Raw genomic sequence first — 15,026 nt, 5'->3', positions numbered from 1 at the left:
GAATATATCCGCTTCTATCTCCCTTAATCCTTTATAAATCCAAAAGTAAAAATCCAGCTAATCAGTATAATCAGCGTAATCCTGAGCCAAGACAACCTCCGCGAAAAATCCCGCAAGCCGAAAGACTTGCGGGACAATTAACTCAAACGCTGTATGTACTCGTTATGCTTTTTTAGCAGCAGGAGCAGCTTTCTTTGCATGTTCGTGTTTAGCGGCTTTCTTAGTAGTGTCAGCAGCTGGTTTTGCTTCAGCTTTTGCTTCAGTTTTAGCAGCTTTCTTTGCAGGTTTAGCAGCTGGTGCTTGTGCGAAAGATGCAGCAGAAATGCTCATTACTACTACAGCGGCGATCAGGCTTTTTTTCATGATATTGTCTTTTTAAAATGATTAGATGAAGAATGTTTTGTTATAGTTTCTGTAGTAAAATTACATCAGCAAAGGCGGTGTTGACGGGATGTTTCGGTGAACAGGGAATTACTGTCGTTGAACAGGGGAAAATGTACGGTAATATACAACAGGGAGTTATAACAGGATGTGGATGGCCTCCTGTACAGCCTGTATACACAGGTGTTTCAGGGTATTGAACTGGCTGGCAACCGTACCGGGATGGTAGTTGTTTTCCTGTAGTTTTTCCAGTGGTTCCAGGATAGGATAGAGGTGATCCTGCAAACCGATAAAGGAAACGGTTGTTTTCAGGTTATGCGCGGTAGCGCGTATAGCTGCAATGTCTTCAGCTATCACTGCCTGTTTCAGCAACGATAGTTCTTCCGGCAACTGTGCAATGAATTGCTCCAGCATTGTTTTTTCAAATTCAGTATTACCCTTGGAAAGATCATGGAGATAATTCAGGTTGATGAGATGCTGGGCGCCATTTTCATTTGACAGGTGATAAACAGCCGGCAGTTCACGGGGCGGCAGTTTACCAATGTATACCTGGATCATTCTGTAGAGGTCCTCTTCAATAATAGGCTTGGAGATATACTCGTTCATACCCATCTGCAGGCATTTTTCGCGCTCTCCGGTCATAGCATGGGCTGTCATGGCTATTACGGGGATAGTGGAGTGCAGCTCGTGCCGGATGGCCTGTACGGCGGTGTAGCCATCCATTTCAGGCATTTGAATATCCATCAGCACCAGGTCGTAGTGCTGCCGGTCCAACGCCTGCAACACTTCCCTGCCATTGTTTACAATTTTATACTGCAACTGCCAGCTGCCCAGCAAATGACGAAGCAGGTTCTGGTTCATCTTATTGTCTTCTGCCACCAGCAGCCGTACATCTGGATGAAGGGGCAGTTGGTCGTTCTCTGTAAAATAATGATGCCCCTCTTCTGATAATGATTCCCCCAATGTGTAAGGGAGTTCTACTTTAAATGTAGCGCCTTCACCGGGTTTGCTCTCCACTGAAATAAAGCCATTCTGTAATTCTATCAGTTGTTTTACGATGGCCAGTCCCAACCCCGTTCCGCCAAACTTGCGGGTGGTAGCAGCTTCCGCCTGGTGAAAGCGGTCGAAGATACTTTGTTGCATGGAAGGGTCAATACCTATACCGGTATCACTAACGGTGAATAATATACGAACCGCATTTTCTTCTGCCCATACTTTTGCCACATGTATGCGTACTTCGCCCTCACCGGTAAATTTAACCGCGTTGCTGGTGAGGTTCACCAGCACCTGTGTCAGCCGCATTACATCTCCATATAAGATATCCGGTACATCTTCCTCAATGGTCACAGCCAGCTGAAGTTGTTTTTCTTCGGCTTTGGGTCTGAACATGGTATTTACACCATGGAGCACGCTGCGCAGGCTAAAAGAGGTGGCTTCTATGCGCATCATACCGGATTCTATTTTGGAGATATCCAGGATGTCGTTGATGATTTCCAGTAAACTCTGGCCGGCGCTGTCTATGGCGCCTACATATTCTTTGGATTTATCGTTGAGCGGCTGGGCTTTGAGCAGGTTGGTGAAGCCCAGCACTGCATTCATGGGCGTTCGTATTTCATGGCTCATATTGGCCAGGAACTGGTCTTTTATGGTCGCCAGTTTTTTCTCCTGTCGCTGGGATTCATCCAGCGCTTCAATGAGTTGCTCCTGCCGGTGGATCCGGCTGGTGATATATAAGAATGCCAGCAGGCTCATTAAACAGGCAAAAAATACCAGCACGGTACCCCAGCGCTGCGCTTTTTGCCCGCTGCTGTCTATCAGGTGGGTGGTGCGGTTCACCTCCGATTGCCGGGTGGTGTCCAGTTGCCGCAAAATGCCGTTGATGGCCTCGCCCAGCCGCCTTCCTTTCTGGTTGTTAATTAATTTTTCAGCCGCCCATTTACCCTGACTGTAAAAAGTATCCAGTACCATGAGGTTAAAGGCATTCTTTTCATCTACCAGGTAGTTGAGCTGGGTGAGTAACTTTTCTGTGCTGTCGTTTCTGATAATTTTATTGATCTCTTTGAGATCTGCCTTAATAATGGCTATTTCGGCTTCGATGCCGGTAATATGAATGGTATCCTGGGAAATCACTGCGCCGCGTACCTTGCTGTCGGTTTTGGCCATATTGGTTTGCAGCTTCTGGAGTTCGTTCTTTACATTAAGCTCCTGTAACAGCTGCTCATTGCCTTTGATCAGCTTATGGATATTGTTTGCGGAGTTGAATTGCAGCACAACAAATAATATCATTCCGGTAATGAACAGGCCGAGGAGGTAATATTTGATTCTTTTAGGCTGCATGACAGTTTAGTACATATAAAACGCTGATATAGGAAAGCCGGTTCAATAAAAGTAGCAATTTTATTGCTCCTTCCTTCAGATAATTAGCCTCAGCGTAATAATTCGCTGAGGCTAATTATGTTGACAAAGGACTATGATTATTTCGCTTTTGGTGCAGCCGGAGCAGCAACAGGTTTTGCTGTATGATGATGCTTCGCATGTGTTTTGTGAGCAGGCGCCTTTGCAGTCGCTTCTTTTTTTGTTTCTTTTTTAGATGCAGTGGTCTGTGCAAAAGATGATGCACTCATAAACAACATAGCTGCGGCGATTACAATACCAAACTTTTTCATGGCTGTATATTTTATTTAGTGATCAATTGTTTGACGACCTAAAGGTACATCCGCCAGAAAAGTGATGGTAATACTAATGGCCCAACAGGCAGCAGCTGTCGGTCAAAAAGGGGAAAGTGTCGTTGAGTTACAGGAGGTTCAGTTTATTATTCAATGCAGAACGGTAGGCATCCGCTACAGGAATCGCGTTTTTATTAATAATGATGGTGCCATCTTCAATAGATTCAATTTTGTCGAGCGCCACGATATAGGAGCGGTGCACACGCATGAATTTAGCAGCCGGCAGTTTTTCCTCCAGTGCTTTCAGCGTAGTATGGATGGCGTGGAATTTCTGCGGGGTATTTAACTTTACGTAGTCGCCCATTGCTTCCAGGAAAAGGATATCTTCTGTTTTTATTCTCTTCAGGATGCCATTATCACGTATAAACACAAACTCGGTATCGGATACCTGTAGTTCGCGGTGATCGCTGTCGGTGATTTCACGGGCCTTTTCAATGGCCTGGATAAAGCGGGCAGGCTGTACGGGCTTAATCAGGTAGTCGGCCACATTCAGCTCAAACGCTTCTACTGCATAGTCCTTTTTTACCGTGGTAAAGATGATCACCGGGCGTTTCTTTCCCAGGTTGCGGGTAAGCTCCAGTCCACTCATACCGGGCATTTCTATATCCAGTAACAGGAGATCTATCTTTTCTTTCTGTAAAAAATTATATGCTTCCATAGCACTGCTGCACTCACCTGCCACATGCAATTGTTCCACATGACTGGCTAATTGCTTCATGGCGGTACGCGCCAGCTTATTATCGTCTACGATCAGGCAATTCATGCGGCTAATTTAAGTACAAATCGTAATATAAAATCATCTCAGCCGCAACTGCGATGCAGTTTTTTCCAATGGCGTTTTAAGTTTAATTTTTACATTTGTAAAGATGAAGTGGTTACTTTACATACTAAGCTGTTATATCCTGCTGCTGTCGTGCATTCCCTGCAACGACTACCAGCCGGGAAACCATAGCGCAGTTGTACAACTCGCCACTTCCCACGACCATGAAACACAACCGGACTACTGCTCGCCATTGTGCGTATGCAGTTGCTGTAATATACAGGCTACTCCCGGTGTGGCCGTCACGGTTTATTTTATGGCGCAACGGATCAGTATAGATTACCCCGTGTTGCCCGTTAACCCGCTTCCTTCTTTATCAGATAATATCTGGCAGCCCCCACAGCTGGTTTAATCCGTTTACAGATGTTTTTGCTATGAGCATATCCATGCCTTTACCGGCGTAGATATGGCTATGGTACGTCATTTTATTACTTATTGAATCAATCATGCTGGATAAGATCATTCGTTTCTCTGTGAGGAACAAATTAATGATAGGGATATTTACGTGTGCCCTGGCGGCATTTGGCGTATATTCCCTGTTACGTTTACCGGTAGATGCGGTACCGGATATCACCAATAACCAGGTGCAGGTGATCACACAATCGCCTTCCCTCGCAGCCCAGGAAGTGGAAAGGCTTATTACCTTTCCCGTTGAACAAACGATGGCGGTAATACCGGAACTGGCGGAAATACGCTCTATATCCAGGTTTGGACTGTCGGTTGTAACCATTGTATTTCATGATAATGTAGATATTTACTGGGCCCGCCAACAGGTAAATGAAAAGCTGGGCGAGGCGAGAACCAGTATTCCTCCGGGCATTGGCACCCCGGAAATGTCGCCCATTTCCAGCGGATTGGGGGAAGTATACCAATATGTACTGCATCCCCGGAAAGGGTATGAAGAAAAGTTTGATGCGCGTGAATTGCGTACTATACAAGACTGGTATGTAAGGCGACAACTGCTGGGAACACCCGGCGTAGCCGAAGTAAACAGTTTTGGCGGATTGCTGAAGCAATACCAGGTTACGCTCAACCCCGACCAACTCCGCAGCTATCACCTGAGCATCGCCGACGTGTTCAACGCTATGGAAAGGAACAACCAGAACACCGGCGGCGCTTATATCGACAAGAAACCCAATGCTTACTTTATCCGAAGCGAAGGGCTGATCAGCAGTTTGGCGGATATAGAAAAGATAGTGGTGAAGAATACGCCTGACGGATTGCCCATATTGATCAGGGATATCGCCACCGTGCAATTGGGAGATGCCGTACGTTATGGTGCGCTTACCCGCAATGCAAATGGGGAGGCCGTTGGAGGCATTGTGATGATGCTGAAGGGGAAGAACTCCAGCGAGGTAGTGAAAACAGTGAAAGCAAGGATTGAACAGATACAGAAAACGCTGCCGCCCGGCGTGGTAATAGAACCGTTCCTGGATCGCAGCGAATTTGTAGGCAGAGCCGTAGGCACTGTACAAAAGAACCTGGTAGAAGGGGCGCTCATTGTCATATTCGTACTGGTACTATTCCTCGGAAACCTCCGTGCAGGGCTGATTGTAGCCTCTGTGATCCCGTTATCGATGTTGTTTGCCGTTTCCCTGATGTACCTCTTCGGGGTATCAGGTAACCTGATGAGCCTCGGCGCTATCGACTTCGGACTGATTGTAGACGGTGCAGTGATTATAGTGGAGGCGACCTTACACCACCTTGCCGGCAGGAATAAAACCGGTCAGCTGGTACGTTTATCACAGCAGGAAATGGATACTGAAGTATTTGATGCTGCCAGCAAGATCCGCAGTACTGCTGCTTTTGGTGAAATCATTATTCTCATTGTATACCTGCCCATACTCGCTTTAACCGGCATCGAGGGCAAGATGTTCCGGCCGATGGCGCAAACTGTTTCCTTTGCCATTCTCGGCGCTTTCATCCTGTCGCTCACCTATGTGCCGATGATGTCCGCGCTGATGCTGAGTAAAAATCTCGATAACAAAGTCACGGTAGCCGACCGGCTTATGCGCTTCTTTCAGCGTATATACGATCCCATTATACGCGGCGCATTACGCGCAAAGGCGGTGGTCACGGGAGCGGCTATACTGCTTTTTGTGATCGCATTATTTTTATTTGGTAAGATGGGAGGAGAATTTATTCCTACCCTGGAAGAGGGGGATTTTGCCGTGGAAACAAGACTGCTCACCGGTAGTTCCCTGTCCGAAACCATCGACAAGGTAAGCCTGGCCTCAGGGATATTAATGAAACAATTCCCTGAAGTGAAAGAAGTGATCGGCAAAATAGGCGCAGCTGAAATTCCTACCGACCCAATGCCGATGGAGGCCTGTGATCTCACCATTTTACTGAAGCCCAGGAAGGAATGGACCAGCGCCCGCAACCGGGAAGAACTGGCCAATAAAATGCAGGAAGCCCTGGAAGCGGTACCAGGCGTGAGTTTTGGTTTTTCACAGCCTATCCAGTTACGGTTCAATGAACTGATTTCAGGTGTGCGCCAGGACGTAGGGATCAAGATCTTTGGAGAAGATCTCGCTACGCTGGCTTCACTGGCCGACAAGATAGGCCGTATTGTAAGCCGCACTCCCGGCGCCAAAGATCTGTACGTGGAGCAAACCGGCGGGCTGCCACAGATTGTGGTAACAGCCAACAGGGACAAAATAGCCCGCTACGGACTTGACATTGCCACCATCAATCAAACCATCAACACTGCTTTCGCCGGCCAGAGCGCCGGATTGGTATATGAGGGGGAGAAGCGTTTCGACCTGGTACTGCGGCTGGACCAGCAAAGCCGGCAGCAGCTGGCAGATGTGCAAAACCTGTACATCACCACGCCATCCGGAAACCAGGTGCCGCTACAGGAAGTGGCGGAAGTAAAAATGACGACGGGCCCCAACCAGGTGCAAAGAGAAGATGCTAAAAGACGCACTATCGTTGGCTTTAATGTCCGGGGCCGCGATATTTCAAGCGTGGTAGCCGATATTGAATCCGCCATTGGCAAAGAAGTAAAACTTCCCGCGGGTTATTTTATCCGGTACGGCGGACAGTTTGAAAATCTGAAAGAAGCCAACCGGCGTTTAGCCGTTGCCGTACCTGTAGCATTGCTGCTGATTTTTGGGTTGCTCTATTTTACTTTTCACTCTGTAAAACAATCGCTGCTCATATTTACCGCTATCCCCATGTCGGCCATAGGAGGCGTTTTTGCGCTCCTGTTGCGCGGTTTGCCCTTCAGTATTTCCGCCGGCGTAGGATTCATCGCGCTTTTTGGTGTGGCGGTATTAAATGGTATTGTGCTGATAGGGGAGTTCAACCGGCTAAAGGAATCCGGTTTGCAGGACCTCAACAGCGTAGTACTAAATGGAACGGCTACCCGATTACGGCCGGTACTGATGACCGCCTTTGTGGCATCTCTCGGCTTTTTGCCGATGGCCCTGGCCACCAGCGCAGGAGCGGAAGTGCAACGCCCGCTGGCTACCGTGGTAATAGGAGGGTTGATTACTTCTACCTTACTGACCCTCCTGGTGTTACCGTGTTTATACATCTATTTGGAGAAAGGTTTTTCAAAACATACATTATGAAGATCTGGATATTAGCAGGCCTGCTGTTGCCTGCAATGGTTACTGCACAGTCGCAGGTACTCACGCTGGAAACAGCTGTACAGCTGGCCTTGCAGCAAAACAAAGGGTTGAAATCTGCCGATGCTTCCATTGGTTACTACCGTAAAATGACAGGCACCAGCGGGGAAATCCCGAAAACAGATGTGAACCTGCAGTACGGTCAAACAAACAGTTATGTTTCCAATGATAACAACTACAGTGTTACGCAAACCATTCCTTTCCCAACCGTATTCAGCGCCAGGAAGGAACTGAATCATGCGCAGGTGGACAAAGCAGTTTGGCAGAAAGCGGTTACGCAGAATGAACTGGTGTACCAGGTGAAACAGGTGTACATACAGCTGCTGTACCTGCAGGAGGTGAAAGCCCTGATACTCCGGCAGGATAGTATCTTCACCAGGTTTGCCCGCAGCGCAGACCTGCGGTACCGTACCGGTGAAAGCCGGATGCTGGAAAAAATCGCTGCCGAAGGACGGCTCAACGAAGTAAAGAACGCCCTGCGTCAAAACGAGGCTGATCTTAAAATTTATACCGCCAGGTTACAGGCATTATTGGGTACCAACAAGCCCGTTACAATAACGGAAACGGCTATACCGGATGCAGCATTTTCCCTTGTGAGTGATTCCGCTGCCATAGTGGCCAATCCGCAGCTGCAATACCTGAAGCAGCAGGTAACCGTTGCCGAAAAGCAAAAGAAGCTGTTGAAAGCCGCGATACTGCCGGATATCATGGTGGGTTATTTTAACCAGTCGTTTATCGGCACTCCGTTGAATGCTTCCGGCGCGCCACTGGCTACCAACAGTAACCGCTTCCAGGGGTTCCAGGTAGGACTGGCGCTGCCCATTTGGATAGGACCTCTCAAAGCAAAAGTACGGGCGGAGGAAAAGCAGCAGCAGGCGGCCAGTTTACAGTTTGATAATAACCTTATACAACTGCAATCCCAATATGAGCAGGCAGTACAGGAGTTTATCAAAAACAGGAACAGCCTGGAGTTTTATGAAAGTACTTCACTGCCAAACGTAGAACTGCTGCTGAAGCAATCTGAAAAATCCTACAGCAGCGGAGACATTGGCTACGCTGAATATTTTCTTAACCTGGAACATGGGCTTACGGCACGGCAGGGATACCTGCTGGCGCGCAATGAAGTAAAACAGGCAGAATTATACATGGCATATCTGGCCGGCCAGCAGTAAGCTGTGTTCCGCCGGTCATCAACAAAAAAAATATCATTATGCGATTATTCAAAAAACATATAGCCTTTACCGTTATCAGCAGCATTTTACTTGTTTCCTGCGGCAATAAACAAACACCTGCTACTGCAGATGTGCATGATCATGAAGAGGAACCTGGTGTTGTAGAGCTGACTCCCGCACAATTTAAAACAGCAGGTATTACTTATGGTAAACCAGAGAACCGGCAGATCAGTGGCGCCGTGAAAGTAAATGGCCTGTTGGATGTACCGCCGCAGCAACAGGTAAGCATCTCGGTACCAATGGGTGGATTTATAAAGCAAACCAGTTTATTACAGGGAATGCCAGTGAAGCAGGGGCAGGTAATTGCAGTACTGGAAAACCTCGACTACATCCAGTTACAACAGGATTACCTGGAAGTAAGCAGCCAGCTGGAATATGCAACAAAAGAACACGATCGCCAGCAGGAACTGGCCAGAGAAAATGTGAACGCCCTGAAAACGCTGCAGCAAGCCAAAGCCAGCTGGCAAACCCTGCAGGCCAAAGAGAATGGAATCAGGCAAAAACTGTCCGTGCTGAATATTAACCTCCCTGCCCTGCAAAAAGGAACCATTCAGCGTACGGTTAATATATATGCGCCTATCAGTGGCTATGTAACACAGGTGAACGTTAACCTGGGCCAGTTTGTAACGCCTGCGGATATCCTTTTCCGCATTGTGAATACCGAACATCTGCATGCGGAGCTGACGGTGTTTGAAAAAGATGTGCCCCGGTTAAAGATCGGTCAGCTGGTACGTTTCACGCTGGCTAATGAAACTAAGCCGCGTACCGCTACTGTTCACCTGATTGGCCGTGAAATCAGTCCCCAACGTACGGTAAGGGTGCATTGCCACCTGGAGGAAGAAGATACACAGTTGCTGCCAGGTACTTATCTCCAGGCCATGATTGAAACCGGCGCCGCTGCCGTAAAGGCGGTGCCTGATGCCGCCCTTGTGGATTTCGACAACAAAGCGTACGTGTTCGTAAAAAAACCGGGAACAGACAGCACTTTGCATTTCAATATGCTGGAGGTTAAAAAAGGAAACAGTGAACTGGGCTATACCGAAGTAGTTTTCCCGGAAGAGGCGCCGGACGGGGATGTGGTGATAACAGGCGCCTATGATCTGCTGGCTAAGTTGAAAAACAGCGGAGAACATGAAGGGCATTAGGCAGTGATCTGTCTTATTAATTTAAATAATTTCATATATTTGAAATTATTAATTGATAAGAAAATGAACTATTTGAGATGGTCCGTTCTTTTAGGGGCTTTACTGATCAGCAGTTTCGCCATAGCCCAGGTACCGGTCGTAACACTGGGACCGGACTTCGCCGAGCCGGGAGATGGCTGGGATAAACTGCTGCAGTTAAGGAATGGTAACACGGTGTACCTGCATTTCTCCAAAAAGGACGGGCTACTGGTAAATATTTACGACAGCGCCCGGGCCCTGAAAGTAGCTGATACAGTACATGCCAGTCAATGGAATGCGGCAGACCTGGAGTCTACTGAAATAGATGGCATCTTTGAAATAAACGGTCAGCCGGTACTTTTTTTACAACAACTCGTAAAATACAATCCCGTGATGTACCGTCTGATACTGGATGGTGAAACAGGGAAACTGCTCCGGGAGGATAAACTGGGAGAGCTGCCCAGCGTACAGCACCGCAGCGTATTTGTAGATGATAATCTCGCTTCTCATGATATGTATGTAGAGAAAGATGTCAACAGCGATTACTATGCTGTGGCTTTGTTTTCAGGGGCGCCGGTTCAGAAAAATGACAGTGTTCGCGAACGTATCCGGGTCATGCATTTTTCACCGGGGCATGAACTAATTAACAGTGGCTTGTTTTACATGCCCGACTCTTCGTATAGCTATTTCAGTTATATCGATATGGCAGTGAAAGGAAAGGAAAAAGTGTACATGGGCACAGTGGGCTTTAACGCCAAACGAAAAGACGGCGACGCAGGAGCAAAGGTGCTCTTCTCCATGTTATCGCCTGATTCGGCTGCGTTTGCGCACGAGGTGCTGGATTATACTGCCGGCTTTGGAAATGTTGGTGGAGAAATTCAGGTGGCTGCTTCACAGCTGCGGATGCTGCTGTATGTGTCTCCCCAACAAAAAGACGGGTATTCCGGCATCATCATGAATACTTTCCGGGAATCTACCGGTAAGCTGAAGAAACATGTGCAGCTGTCGTTTCCGGAGCTCTCCCGTAATGTGCAGCAGAATCTCAACTACAAAGAAGAATACAAAGGCACACCACAACGGATACACCTGAACGAAGACGGAAGCAGCACGTTGCTGATGGAAAGTTTCTCGTTTTTTAAACAAGGTAACTCACAGCTGAATAAATTACACACGAATCTGGGAGATATCGGGATTGCTTTACTGGATACGGCGGGAAGGGAAAATTCCACACTGGCCGTTTCAAAATACCAGGTGATCACCGGTGTTTGTGAGCCTTTCCAGTTGCAGCGCCGCAGTAAAAGTGAGTGGGTGTTCCGCAATAAAATCGCCGCATTGAATACCAACACCTGGTTGTCGTACGACTATATCCCTTCGCCGGATGTATCGTTTGTACTTTTCAATGACTATCTCCAATACCTCGACACCGGCGGACAGGACAAAGTTCGTAAACCCCTGAAATACGCGGCAGACGCGAATTTTGTCTGCTACCGTTTTTATAAAGGAAAGATGGACCGGTTGTTTCTTTTCGGTGCGCCGGAAGTAACAAAAGGATATGCCTGTATGATGGGCGCAGCAGATTATAATGCACAAACACGCACATATGCTACAGTACTGATTTCGCGCAAGGGCCTGGAGAAAAAAGCAAATATTGCGTGGATAAAGTTTTAGTTGTAGTCTTTAGGTTTGTTCAAAGACTGGTCCATCCTTCAGGAATGACTCCCGTCCGGAATTGGTTAACCGCGTTGTGCGCCAACCTTGTTGGCTCAGGTAAACGGTAGCCTTTTATGCACTGCATAAGGGTCTCCGCACTGCCCGGAATATCTGTCAGATGGCCGGGTGACACGAAAATAGGCGCCACATTGGTTTTACTCCGCAGTACATAGCCCAGTTGTTGTCCCTGTTTATCCGTTAACGGGGTCCGGCTGCCCCTCTCCATACCAGGTTCTTCATAAACACCAAACAGCTTTTTCTTGGCGCTGCCAATGGTGGGCTGTTGTGTAAGCACTCCAAAATGACTGGCGATACCCATACGGCGCGGATGCGCAATACCATGACCATCCACCACCAATATATCCGGTTTTACGGGCAGTTGCGCCCAGGCATCCAGCAGGGCGGGAACTTCCCGGAAGGCGAGGAAACCGGGAACATAAGGGAACAATACTTCTTTTTTTATAAGACTGTAGCCAACCGGTTTTAGCGATGGAAATTCCATCATTACAATACCAGCGTATACAGTAGTACTGAATTTATTGAAAGAAATATCTGCTCCGGCCACATAGTTTATAGGGCCGTTGTACGGTGTTATTTTTACGGAGTCACGTAATTCCTTTTGTATAACAGTGGCTTCCGGAACGGTGAGTTCATTGTAATTGATCATGGATTCCGTTATTTGATCTGCTCAGAAAAGGGTTAACTGGTCGCCGCCTTTGGGTGCAGGAGGTTTTACAGCTTTCCCGAAAACGGTTCTGCCACCATATTTCCACGAATCGCGGCGTTCCTGTTCTATCACGTTCTCAAAATTGCTGTTCGGTTCAAAATCTTTTTCAATCTGCAGGGAAAGCGCCGACAGCTTTTTGATGGCATCCTTCTTATCCGATTCCCCGATCTTAGCTTTGTGCAGCGCTTCTTTCAGGGTATGAATAGTTTCATCATAAATGCGAGTGGGCACAGGGAAAGGGTGACCATCCTTTCCGCCGTGTGCAAACGAAAAGCGGGCGGGATCTTCAAACCGGGAAGGGGTGCCATGAATCACTTCACTCACCAGTGTAAGCGATTGCAGCGTTCTTGGGCCTACGCCTTCGAGCATCAGGAGGGTTTCAAAATCCGCAGGGTTGGTATCATGCGCCAGGGCGAGCACGCTTCCCAGCCTTTTCAGGTTCACGTTTTCCGCTCTCACATCATGATGGGAGGGCATCACAAGATTACGTATTTCGGGCAGCAGGTGCACCGGTTTTTCTTTTGTAAGCTGAAGGATGCCGCTTTTGGTAGCACCGGCCTGTAAGTCGGTGAGATTGAGTATCCTGCCCTGGTTGCGCCCATAAATAAAAGTATGCGGCGCTTCTGTATACGACTGAAAGGCGGACGAATGCCAGTGGTAACGACGGGCCATGCTGCTGGCATCATTCATTCCCTGTTGCACTACCGCCCATTCGCCGTCATCTGATAAAATGAAGGAATGCAGATATAGCTGGAAGCCATCCTGAACAGCGGTATTATCTACTTTAGCGGTGAGCTTGCTGCTGTACACGAGCTGGTCGCCGGGTAAGCCGGTTTTGTTGGCAATGGCGGTGAGTTCAGCAGGTGTTTGTTTACTGTAGCGGCCTTTGCCACCGCAGATATAGATACCCAGTTCAGCAGAACGGGGATTGATCGCTTTTTTCAGCGCGCCCATTACGCTGGTGGTAATTCCTGATGAATGCCAGTCCATGCCCAGCACACAGCCCAGCGCCTGGAACCAGCAGGGATCACTGAGCCGTTTAATCACTTCTCCTTTACCGTAATCGGTTACAATAGCCTCTACAATAGCGCCGCCCAGAAGGCTCATCCGCTTGGCCAGCCAGGGCGGAACCTGGCCGTAATGTAAAGGCAGATCTGCATATGATGGCATAATAATCAATTAAAAATCTTACGATGGGTTTGCCTGTATCTCGTATTGGGAGATAAATGGGTTCGTCAGCAGGAAGTTATCAAACTGCTCCATACTTTCTTTGCTGCCCCGTACCGCGTAGTTCACTTCCACAATATGTTCCTTTCTCACGATCATCATTCTTTTATGCTTCAGTTTAAAATCATGTAGGATATTTTCAACATCCATATGTGGAAATTTTTCTTCATGAAAAAAAATTGTGTAATAACGTTTAACATTTATATCCGCAATTTTTCTTTCTACAAATTCCAGTGTAACCAATACAATCAGCGCACCGGCAAGAGCTGAAGCGGCCAGCCAGTACTGGCTCATACCAACGGCCATACCAATAGCGGCAGCAATCCATATAGATGCCGCAGTAGTAATTCCATCTATCGTATAATCGCCTTTAAAAATAACGCCTGCACCAATGAAACCCACGCCGGTAAGGATATTGGAGGCTACGCGATCTGCTGAATGAGGATATCCCAACTCTGCAGATAGGATGGTGAATACAGTGCTGCTCATGCATATGAGGGTCATGGTACGCATACCAGCAGCCTTTCGTTTATACTCTCTTTCAAGACCCAGCAATGCACCCATCACCAACGCTATCAACACTTTCAGTATCTGGTCTTCTTCTATGATATGCAATACATCTTTCATCGTCTCAAAATATATACTTACAAATGTACGTGTTGGCACAATTCTTTCCTTTATCAATTGTAACAGCATATTGAACTGTTTGCTTTAATGCCTGTTACGAATGAAATTTATCACCATAAAAAAGATCAACATGGAAGCCTTTTTCTATAAATCATGTGTAGTCCTCTGTTTAACCGGGATGCTGAGCCTTTTCCTGTTTGCCTGTAACAGTTCCAAAGAAGCCAGTCGTGAAGCCGATTCCGCTGCGGTATCTATGCCTGCGGTAGACAGTACCAGTGTTATACCCGTAGACACTACTAAAACCAAACCGGATTCAACCCAGCGGTAAGCTGTAACGCTTGTTTAGGGACAACGCTTTGTTAACTGATAAATGAATTACCTCACCCTTAAACATTCAGTTTATGAAAGTAACACACATGCTCATGCTGGCAGGTATATCGGTTGTAATGCTCGCTGCATGCGGAAACGGCAATAAATCCGGAACCGATTCAACGGTAAATACAATGGATACAGCCGGTATGATACAGCAGGACACCGTGCCTGCGGCACAAATGCCTCCCGGAGCTATTAACCCAGGGGAAGATTCTTCCCGTTTTGGGACCGGTGCCGCAGATTCATCCAAGAACAGACCACGGCCTTAGCCGCACTTATAATGCCTCTGGTATTTGTTTTTCCGGCAAGGGAAAGGCAATCCCCGGAGGCATTATAAATTTTATCCCGCTTTTTGCAATATATTTGGATACGTTTCGTCTACCTCTATTAATAAAGACTATATCCG

14 protein-coding genes are annotated in these 15,026 nt (G+C 47.5%); 7 read left to right on the top strand and 7 right to left on the bottom strand.

Annotation, left to right across the window (positions count from 1 at the left end):
• Positions 1 to 162 precede the first annotated feature (162 nt).
• The 4 genes from ACLHR0_RS09650 to ACLHR0_RS09635 form a co-directional block, all read right to left on the bottom strand.
• On the bottom strand, positions 163 to 363 hold the full coding sequence (locus tag ACLHR0_RS09650) for a hypothetical protein (RefSeq protein WP_142687064.1): 201 nt from the start codon (positions 361 to 363) through the stop codon (positions 163 to 165).
• 156 nt (positions 364 to 519) lie between these two features.
• Complete coding sequence (locus ACLHR0_RS09645; RefSeq protein WP_436486164.1) at positions 520 to 2,718, bottom strand: ATP-binding protein; 2,199 nt, start codon at positions 2,716 to 2,718, stop codon at positions 520 to 522.
• Between the two features lie 137 nt (positions 2,719 to 2,855).
• Positions 2,856 to 3,047: a hypothetical protein gene (locus ACLHR0_RS09640; protein ID WP_436486162.1), complete on the bottom strand. Its 192-nt coding sequence runs from the start codon at positions 3,045 to 3,047 to the stop codon at positions 2,856 to 2,858.
• A gap of 127 nt (positions 3,048 to 3,174) precedes the next feature.
• Entirely contained in the window at positions 3,175 to 3,870 is a 696-nt protein-coding gene (locus ACLHR0_RS09635; protein WP_370913103.1) for a LytR/AlgR family response regulator transcription factor, read from the bottom strand.
• Between the two features lie 103 nt (positions 3,871 to 3,973).
• Here ACLHR0_RS09635 and ACLHR0_RS09630 point away from each other — a divergent pair, with 103 nt between their 5' ends.
• The 5 genes from ACLHR0_RS09630 (at position 3,974) to ACLHR0_RS09610 (ending at position 11,625) form a co-directional block, all read left to right on the top strand.
• Positions 3,974 to 4,279 (top strand): DUF6660 family protein, encoded by a 306-nt coding sequence (locus ACLHR0_RS09630; protein WP_429048011.1) that lies wholly within the window; start codon positions 3,974 to 3,976, stop codon positions 4,277 to 4,279.
• Between the two features lie 121 nt (positions 4,280 to 4,400).
• Positions 4,401 to 7,505 (top strand): efflux RND transporter permease subunit, encoded by a 3,105-nt coding sequence (locus tag ACLHR0_RS09625; RefSeq protein ID WP_436486159.1) that lies wholly within the window; start codon positions 4,401 to 4,403, stop codon positions 7,503 to 7,505.
• The gene (locus tag ACLHR0_RS09620) at positions 7,502 to 8,734 is read left to right on the top strand and encodes a TolC family protein (protein ID WP_436486157.1); all 1,233 of its coding nucleotides are present in this window, start codon (positions 7,502 to 7,504) and stop codon (positions 8,732 to 8,734) included. Before ACLHR0_RS09625 ends, ACLHR0_RS09620 begins: the two co-directional genes overlap by 4 nt.
• Before the next feature lie 38 nt (positions 8,735 to 8,772).
• Positions 8,773 to 9,939, top strand: coding sequence for an efflux RND transporter periplasmic adaptor subunit (locus ACLHR0_RS09615; protein WP_436486155.1), 1,167 nt, complete (start codon positions 8,773 to 8,775; stop codon positions 9,937 to 9,939).
• Between the two features lie 63 nt (positions 9,940 to 10,002).
• Complete coding sequence (locus tag ACLHR0_RS09610) at positions 10,003 to 11,625, top strand: hypothetical protein (RefSeq protein ID WP_436486153.1); 1,623 nt, start codon at positions 10,003 to 10,005, stop codon at positions 11,623 to 11,625.
• A gap of 19 nt (positions 11,626 to 11,644) precedes the next feature.
• Here the strand turns inward: ACLHR0_RS09610 and nfi are convergent, their stop codons facing one another.
• Genes nfi through ACLHR0_RS09595 form a run of 3 tightly spaced genes read right to left on the bottom strand, consistent with a single transcriptional unit; the run spans position 11,645 to position 14,317 of the window.
• Positions 11,645 to 12,334, bottom strand: coding sequence for a deoxyribonuclease V (nfi, locus tag ACLHR0_RS09605; protein WP_436486152.1), 690 nt, complete (start codon positions 12,332 to 12,334; stop codon positions 11,645 to 11,647).
• 21 nt (positions 12,335 to 12,355) lie between these two features.
• The gene (locus ACLHR0_RS09600; protein ID WP_429064625.1) at positions 12,356 to 13,564 is read right to left on the bottom strand and encodes a DUF763 domain-containing protein; all 1,209 of its coding nucleotides are present in this window, start codon (positions 13,562 to 13,564) and stop codon (positions 12,356 to 12,358) included.
• 18 nt (positions 13,565 to 13,582) lie between these two features.
• Positions 13,583 to 14,317 (bottom strand): MgtC/SapB family protein, encoded by a 735-nt coding sequence (locus tag ACLHR0_RS09595; RefSeq protein WP_436486150.1) that lies wholly within the window; start codon positions 14,315 to 14,317, stop codon positions 13,583 to 13,585.
• Positions 14,318 to 14,348: 31 nt separating this feature from the next.
• On the opposite strand from ACLHR0_RS09595, the gene ACLHR0_RS09590 reads away from it, so the two are divergent.
• Both ACLHR0_RS09590 and ACLHR0_RS09585 read left to right on the top strand, forming a co-directional pair.
• Entirely contained in the window at positions 14,349 to 14,576 is a 228-nt protein-coding gene (locus tag ACLHR0_RS09590) for a hypothetical protein (protein WP_429064627.1), read from the top strand.
• Positions 14,577 to 14,649: 73 nt separating this feature from the next.
• Positions 14,650 to 14,889: a hypothetical protein gene (locus ACLHR0_RS09585; protein WP_429047995.1), complete on the top strand. Its 240-nt coding sequence runs from the start codon at positions 14,650 to 14,652 to the stop codon at positions 14,887 to 14,889.
• Positions 14,890 to 15,026 lie beyond the last annotated feature (137 nt).

Origin of the sequence: Chitinophaga sp. ARDCPP14, from assembly GCF_051362515.1 — a bacterium.
Classification (GTDB): domain Bacteria; phylum Bacteroidota; class Bacteroidia; order Chitinophagales; family Chitinophagaceae; genus Chitinophaga.
This window is presented reverse-complemented; position numbering and strand designations above follow the sequence as displayed.

Bases quoted from the DNA above. Each gene is read 5' to 3' on its own strand.
- ACLHR0_RS09650 (WP_142687064.1), bottom strand. From the start codon at position 363: ATGAAAAAAAGCCTGATCGCCGCTGTAGTAGTAATGAGCATTTCTGCT.
- ACLHR0_RS09645 (WP_436486164.1), bottom strand. From the start codon at position 2,718: ATGCAGCCTAAAAGAATCAAATATTACCTCCTCGGCCTGTTCATTACC.
- ACLHR0_RS09640 (WP_436486162.1), bottom strand. From the start codon at position 3,047: ATGAAAAAGTTTGGTATTGTAATCGCCGCAGCTATGTTGTTTATGAGT.
- ACLHR0_RS09635 (WP_370913103.1), bottom strand. From the start codon at position 3,870: ATGAATTGCCTGATCGTAGACGATAATAAGCTGGCGCGTACCGCCATG.
- ACLHR0_RS09630 (WP_429048011.1), top strand. From the start codon at position 3,974: ATGAAGTGGTTACTTTACATACTAAGCTGTTATATCCTGCTGCTGTCG.
- ACLHR0_RS09620 (WP_436486157.1), top strand. From the start codon at position 7,502: ATGAAGATCTGGATATTAGCAGGCCTGCTGTTGCCTGCAATGGTTACT.
- ACLHR0_RS09615 (WP_436486155.1), top strand. From the start codon at position 8,773: ATGCGATTATTCAAAAAACATATAGCCTTTACCGTTATCAGCAGCATT.
- ACLHR0_RS09610 (WP_436486153.1), top strand. From the start codon at position 10,003: ATGAACTATTTGAGATGGTCCGTTCTTTTAGGGGCTTTACTGATCAGC.
- nfi (WP_436486152.1), bottom strand. From the start codon at position 12,334: ATGATCAATTACAATGAACTCACCGTTCCGGAAGCCACTGTTATACAA.
- ACLHR0_RS09600 (WP_429064625.1), bottom strand. From the start codon at position 13,564: ATGCCATCATATGCAGATCTGCCTTTACATTACGGCCAGGTTCCGCCC.
- ACLHR0_RS09595 (WP_436486150.1), bottom strand. From the start codon at position 14,317: ATGCTGTTACAATTGATAAAGGAAAGAATTGTGCCAACACGTACATTT.
- ACLHR0_RS09590 (WP_429064627.1), top strand. From the start codon at position 14,349: ATGAAATTTATCACCATAAAAAAGATCAACATGGAAGCCTTTTTCTAT.
- ACLHR0_RS09585 (WP_429047995.1), top strand. From the start codon at position 14,650: ATGAAAGTAACACACATGCTCATGCTGGCAGGTATATCGGTTGTAATG.